4 protein-coding genes are annotated in these 6047 nt (G+C 69.0%); 1 reads left to right on the forward strand and 3 read right to left on the reverse strand.

Annotation, left to right across the window (positions count from 1 at the left end):
- Positions 1–136: 136 nt before the first annotated feature.
- A complete protein-coding gene (locus CM1CMNOD_RS06735) occupies positions 137–1297 on the forward strand; it encodes an alkaline phosphatase PhoX (RefSeq protein ID WP_013872919.1) in 1161 nt (386 codons plus the stop codon).
- Positions 1298–1853: 556 nt separating this feature from the next.
- On the opposite strand, the gene CM1CMNOD_RS06740 is transcribed toward CM1CMNOD_RS06735, so the two are convergent.
- The 3 genes from CM1CMNOD_RS06740 to pepN all read right to left on the reverse strand — a co-directional run bounded on the left by CM1CMNOD_RS06740 (position 1854) and on the right by pepN (position 5278).
- Positions 1854–2249 (reverse strand): type II toxin-antitoxin system VapC family toxin, encoded by a 396-nt coding sequence (locus CM1CMNOD_RS06740; RefSeq protein ID WP_013872920.1) that lies wholly within the window; start codon positions 2247–2249, stop codon positions 1854–1856.
- A complete protein-coding gene (locus CM1CMNOD_RS06745) occupies positions 2246–2524 on the reverse strand; it encodes a FitA-like ribbon-helix-helix domain-containing protein (protein WP_013872921.1) in 279 nt (92 codons plus the stop codon). The genes CM1CMNOD_RS06740 and CM1CMNOD_RS06745 overlap by 4 nt, the downstream gene beginning before the upstream one ends.
- A gap of 195 nt (positions 2525–2719) precedes the next feature.
- On the reverse strand, positions 2720–5278 hold the full coding sequence (gene pepN, locus CM1CMNOD_RS06750) for an aminopeptidase N (RefSeq protein WP_013872922.1): 2559 nt from the start codon (positions 5276–5278) through the stop codon (positions 2720–2722).
- Between the last annotated feature and the right edge of the window lie 769 nt (positions 5279–6047).

Below are 6047 nucleotides of genomic sequence, written 5' to 3' on the forward strand. Positions count from 1 at the left end.
CCTCCTACGTCCACCGGTTTCGTCCTAGTGTTACCGACGGCCCGGACAATCCCGTCCGGAAGGGCTGTCGGCGACGAAAGAGCAGGGAATTCACCGCCGCCGGCCCGGCGCTGTCACCGTATTTTGGGGGTCGGTAATGGAACGGCGAACATTCTTGCGTTCCGCTGTCGCCGGAGCGGGTGTTCTCGCCTTTTCCGGCGCGATGTGGGACACGGCTCTGGCCGCTCCCGCCCAGAACGGTCCCAGCCCCTACGGATCGCTGCTGTCCGCCGACGCCAATGGTGTCATGCTTCCCAGTGGCTTTACCAGCCGCATCGTCGCCCGTTCCAGCCAGGTGGTCTCCGGGACCAGCTATACCTGGCACAACGCCCCGGACGGCGGCGCGGTCTTCCCGAACGGCACGGGCTGGATATACGCGTCCAACTCCGAGGTCGGTAGCGGTGGCGGTGGCGTCTCGGTGCTGCGGTTCAACTCCAGTGGCACCATCATCTCCGCCCAGCGGATCCTTTCGAACACCAGCTCCAACTGCGCGGGCGGGGCGACCCCCTGGGGCACCTGGTTGTCGTGCGAGGAAACCTCCACAGGGCAGGTCTGGGAGACCTACCCGGCCACCGGCGCGTCCGCCGTGAGCCGTCCGGCCATGGGCCGTTTCAAGCATGAAGCGGCCGCGGCCGACCCGGTCCGCCAGGTCATCTACCTGACTGAGGACCAGACCGACGGCTGCTTCTACCGGTTCCGTCCGACCACCTGGGGAAATCTCTCCGCGGGCACCCTTGAGGTGCTGGTCGCCGGCAGCGGCACGTCCGGGACGTTCACCTGGCAGACCGTCCCGGACGTGGACGGCTCACCGACCGCCACCCGCAACCAGGTGTCCGGCGCGAAGCACTTCAACGGCGGCGAGGGCGTCCACTACGCGAACAACACCGCCTGGTTCACCACCAAGGGCGACAACCGGGTGTGGGAGCTGCACGTCGACACCAACACGTTCGAACTCGCCTACGACGACTCGCTGGTGTCTCCCGGCTCCGCCCCGCTGACCGGCGTCGACAACATCACCGGGTCGACATACGGCGACCTGTACGTCGCCGAGGACGGCGGCAACCTGGAGATCTGCATCATCACCCCGGACGACATCGTGGCTCCCTTCCTGCGCCTGGTGGGCCACAACTCGTCCGAAATCACCGGCCCCGCCTTCACCCCGAACGGCCAGCGGCTGTACTTCTCCTCCCAGCGAGGCACCACCGACTCCGCCTCCGGCGGCATCACCTTCGAGATCACCGGCCCCTTCCGCACCTGACCCGACCAGGTCAGGCCGACCGACGGACCGGCGCGGCCTGTCCGGCCGGGTGCGGAGTGCTCCCAGCCGGACAGGGCAGGCCACAGGCTCGCCCGCCCAGCGGCTCAACCACCCAGCGGTGCCACTGGACTCCCGTAGCAGTCGACCGTCCTCGGCTGGATACCGACGATCGCGAGCTTGCACGGCTCATGGTCGTTCTTCTCCACGTCAGTGGCCTGGGACATTCCCGGTAGCCCAGGCTTGGGTATGTCACGGTCTGTCAGATTGACACGGAGGATGGTGAGCTGTCTGTCTGTGGACGTTTGCGAGCTTTGGAAATTCCTGGTTCCGGTAGCGCCTTCCTGGTCCCCCGCCTTCTGACCTATTGAACCGTCGTCGGCTGGCTCAGGAGCAGGCGGCGGCTTCGGCGTCCCTGACGCGGGCGCGCAGGGTGCGGAAGTCTGTAGTGTGCCGCCCCGCAATGGGACTCCCGATGGGGGACTCCCGATGGGGGACTCCCGATGGGACTCCGCAGCCTGCTCACCGAATGGCCACAGCTGTTCCACCGGCCGGACGGCTATTCCACCAGCCGTACGGCGCAGAACGGCATCGCGGCGCGGGCCAGCCGGCTGTCGGAAGTCACCAGAGCAAGATCGCGCGCTTCGGCGAGCGCGACATATGCGGCGTCGTAGCCGCTGATCCCGGATCGAAGCTGCCACATGCGAGGCAGCAGCGCATCGATACGGACATGGTCCACCCCGAGATGAGGAAGCCGGGCGATGGCGCTACGCGCCCGCTCTTCACTGATTTTCTTACCGAGCGTGAGGCCATGCATCACGGAGAAGACCTCGACCATCCAGTGTTCGGGTGCCGCCCACTCGGTGTCGTGTCCCAGCGCCACCCGTGCCCGCTGGCCGCGCTCGTCGGCGTAGACCAGCGCGTTCGCCAGGACGGACGCGTCAACGACGATCAACCGGCGCTGTCGCTGTCGGGCCGGCCGCCGTTACGCTGGGCGCGGGCGGCCGCGAGGACCTGTGCGGCGTCAGGTGCATCTGGGCCGGCTCCGTCGCCGCCCGCGAGCTCACGCTCGACCGCCGCGAGTATCCGCCGGTTCCGCGCGAACCGCGCCTGACGGGTGAGCATGCCCAGCAGGAATGCCTGCAGGGACTGCCCCTGCCGGCGGGCGTCCTCACTCAGCGCGTCTCGCACGTCCTCCGGAACATCACGTATCGTGATGGTAACCGTCATGCCTGCATTCTGCAGGCATGGTCAAGTGGAAACCGGGCCGCTCCGGACCTGGCGGAGGCTCCTGGCCTTGGAGGGATGGGAGTCGTGCCCACCCCTCCAAGTACCCTGCCAAGCCGCGGAGCGTGCGGTCCGGATGGTCTTCGTTGTCGGTGTTCGCGGCGTCTGGTTGTGGATGTTTCAGCGGGATCAGTGGGATCAGGAACTGGCGGCGGCTTCGGCGTCCTTGGCGCGGGCGCGCAGGGCGCGCAGCAGGCCGTCGCGGCCCTCGACCAGGGCCCGGCGCAGGGCGGGGCCGGGATCGGCCTCGGCCAGGTAGGCGTCCACCGCCTCCACCGTCGCCGGTTCGACGATCGCGGACGGGAAGAGCATCTGCGTGATCGTCTGAGCGGTGTCGAAGGTCCTCGTCCGCCAAATCTCGCCGATCTCGGTGAAGAAACGGCTCACGTACGGCCGGGTCAGCTCCTCCTGGCCGGGGATCCAGAAACCGCCCAGGGTCGCCACGAGCAGGTGGTTCGACAGCGTGTCGGAGTCGATCGCCGCTGACCAGGCGGCGGCCTTCGCCTCGGCGGTCGGGCGGGCCGAACGGGCGGTGGCGGCCCGCTTCTCGCCGGTCGCCGTCCGGTCACGGGCGAGCTCCGCCTCGATCTCCGCAAGGCCGTAGACGCCGCGCGCCACCAGCTGGATCAGCAGCGTCCAGCGCAGTTCGGTGTCCAGCACGAGGCCGTCGACGACGTCGGTGCCCTCGAAGATCGCGCGGATCCGTGCGACCTGGTCGGGCTCTTCGGCGTGGGCGAACGTGGTCGCGTGCACCAGTTGCAGGTCGCTGCCGGGCGCGGCGGCGCGCAGCAGCTCCTCGACACGGGCGGACAGCTCGCGCAGGGCCCGCGTCCGGTTCGCCGGATCCCCGTAAGTGTTGATGGTGAGCTGGGCCTTTGCCAGCAGCGACTGGACGACGCCGATGTCGTCCTCGGCTGCCACCCCGGACAGCACGAGCTTGACGTAGTCGCGCGCGGCCAGCTCCGCGTCTCGGGTCATGTCCCAGGCGGCTGCCCAGCACAGGGTGCGTGGCAGCGACTCGCGGATCGTCCCGATCGAGTCGATCAGCGTGGCCAGCGAACGGTCGTCGAGGCGAACCTTGGCGTAGGTGAGGTCGTCGTCGTTGAGCAGCACCAGGTCGGGCCGCCGGGCCCCGACGAGCTTCGGCACCTCGGTCAGCGCGCCGACCACGTCGAGTTCGACGCGCTCGCGGCGTTGCAGCGACCCGTCGGAGGCGCGGTCGTACAGGCCGATCGCCAGCCGGTGCGGCCGCAGGGTCGCGCTCGCCGTCGGCGGCGAGGACGCCGGCTCCTGCACCACGTCGAAGGTGGTGAACAGCCCCGAGGAGCCGGTCTCGAACCGGGGCCGCAGGGTGTTGGCACCGGTGGTCTCCAGCCAGTCCGCCGACCACACCGTCAGGTCACGGCCGCTGGCGTTCTCCAGCTCGTCGAGCAGGTCACGCAGGGAGGTGTTGCCGTACTCGTAGCGGCGGAAGTACGAGCGCAGGCCGGTGAGGAACTCCTCCTGGCCCACCCAGGCCACCAGCTGCTTGAGGACGGAGGCGCCCTTGGCGTAGGTGATGCCGTCGAAGTTGGTGCGCACGGCCTCCATGTCGGGGGCGTCGGCGACGATCGGGTGGGTGGAGGAGAGCTGGTCCTGCCGGTAGGCCCAGCCCTTCTCGGCGTTCGCGAACGTCGTCCAGCCGTTGGTGAACCGGGTCGAGCGCACCTGGGCGAGCACCGACATGAACGTGGCGAACGACTCGTTCAGCCACAGGTCGTCCCACCAGCGCATCGTCACCAGGTCGCCGAACCACATGTGCGCCATCTCGTGCAGGATCGTCTCGGCCCGGCGCTCCCGACGGGCCTCGGTGACCTTCGCGCGGAAGACGTAGTCCTCCAGGAAGGTCACACAGCCGGCGTTCTCCATCGCCCCGGCGTTGAACTCCGGGACGAAGAGCTGGTCGTACTTGCCGAACGGGTACCGGTAGTCGAACACCCGGTGGTAGAAGTCGAACCCGGCCCTGGTGATGGTGAAGATCTCCTCGGGGTCGAGGAACTCGGCGAGCGACCGCCGGCAGTACAGGCCGAGGTCGATCCCGTCGTGGTGGTCGCGCACCTCGTGGTAGGGGCCAGCGACCAGCGCGGTGATGTAGGTCGAGACGACCGGTGTCGGCTCGAACAGCCAGAAGGTCCGGCCCTGCCCGGCGTCGGTGGTCTCAAGATGCCGGCCGTTGGAGATACAGCGCCACTCCGACGGCGCCACCACCGACAGCTTGAAGACCGCCTTGAGGTCCGGCTGGTCGAAGCAGGCGTACATGCGGTGCGCGTCGTAGGTCTCGAACTGCGTGTACAGGTAGACGGCGGAGTCGACCGGGTCGACGAACCGGTGCAGCCCCTCACCCGTCTTCGAGTACGCGCAGTCGGCCACCACCTCCAGCTCGTTGGCCTCCCGCAGATTCGTCAGGGTGATCCGGTTGCCGTCGTGTGCCTCGGCCGGGTCCAGCGCGCGGCCGTTGAGAGTCACCGTGCGCACGGCCGGGGCGGTCAGCTCGATGAAGGTGGCGGCGCCCGGCTCAGTGCTGGTGAAATGCACCACAGTCCGTGACGCGAACGTGGTGTCACCGCTGATCAGGTCAAGATTCACCTCATATGAGGACACGTTGAGCAGCCGGGCGCGCTCACGCGCCTCGTCGCGGGTGAGGTTGTTGGCTGACACACAGGTCCTTTCGATCCAGCGGCGGTGGACGGACGATGTCCGGTTGCTCCGTGGGCTCTGCTGGCTCCAGCCCGCCGGCCCGAGTCTGTTCGGTCCGGGACGAGGCGTCGAACGTCCCGGCCTGGCGGGCCGGTCGGCGCGACGGAGAGAGCCCGACGGCTTTCCAGTCTCCCATGCCTTCCGCACTGGTCGTGCCGGCTCCACCCGGACCTGCCCGATGACGGCGCACGACTGTCCAGCTCGTCCGCTGTCGGGTTTGATACGGGGGATTCGAGCAGTGTTTGCGGAGCCGACGCCCGGCTTGTCGAGCAGGGTGGCACGGGAACGAAGGTGGCACCGCGGGGGCTGACGCCGGGGAAGGGGCACAGCGGGTGACGGGTTTGATCAGTGAGGCCACCGTGGCGGCGGACCGGGAGCTCCCGTGAAGTGGAGGATCGGTCGCGGACGCCGGGCCCGTCCGGATGATCCCGCGCCGGACACGCGGGTACCGGCCACTGAGCCCCCGCCCTCGGAAAACCCGCCCTCGGACGCTTCGGCTCCGGACGCTTCGGCTCCGGACACGTCGGCTCCGGACACGTCGGCTCCGGACACGTCGGCTCCGGACGCTTCGGCTCCGCAGACGGACCCTCCGCAGGCTCCGCCCCCGGAGGTGCCTGCTGCGCAGGCAGCGACCCAGGAGACGGAGTCCGTGAACAGTCCGGGTCCGGACGCGGTGCCGTCGGACGCCGCCGCCCAGTCCAGCACTGTCCCCGCCGGCGCGGCGGCGGAC

Source organism: Protofrankia symbiont of Coriaria myrtifolia (genome assembly GCF_900634755.1).
GTDB classification, from domain to species: Bacteria; Actinomycetota; Actinomycetes; order Frankiales; family Frankiaceae; genus Protofrankia; species Protofrankia coriariae.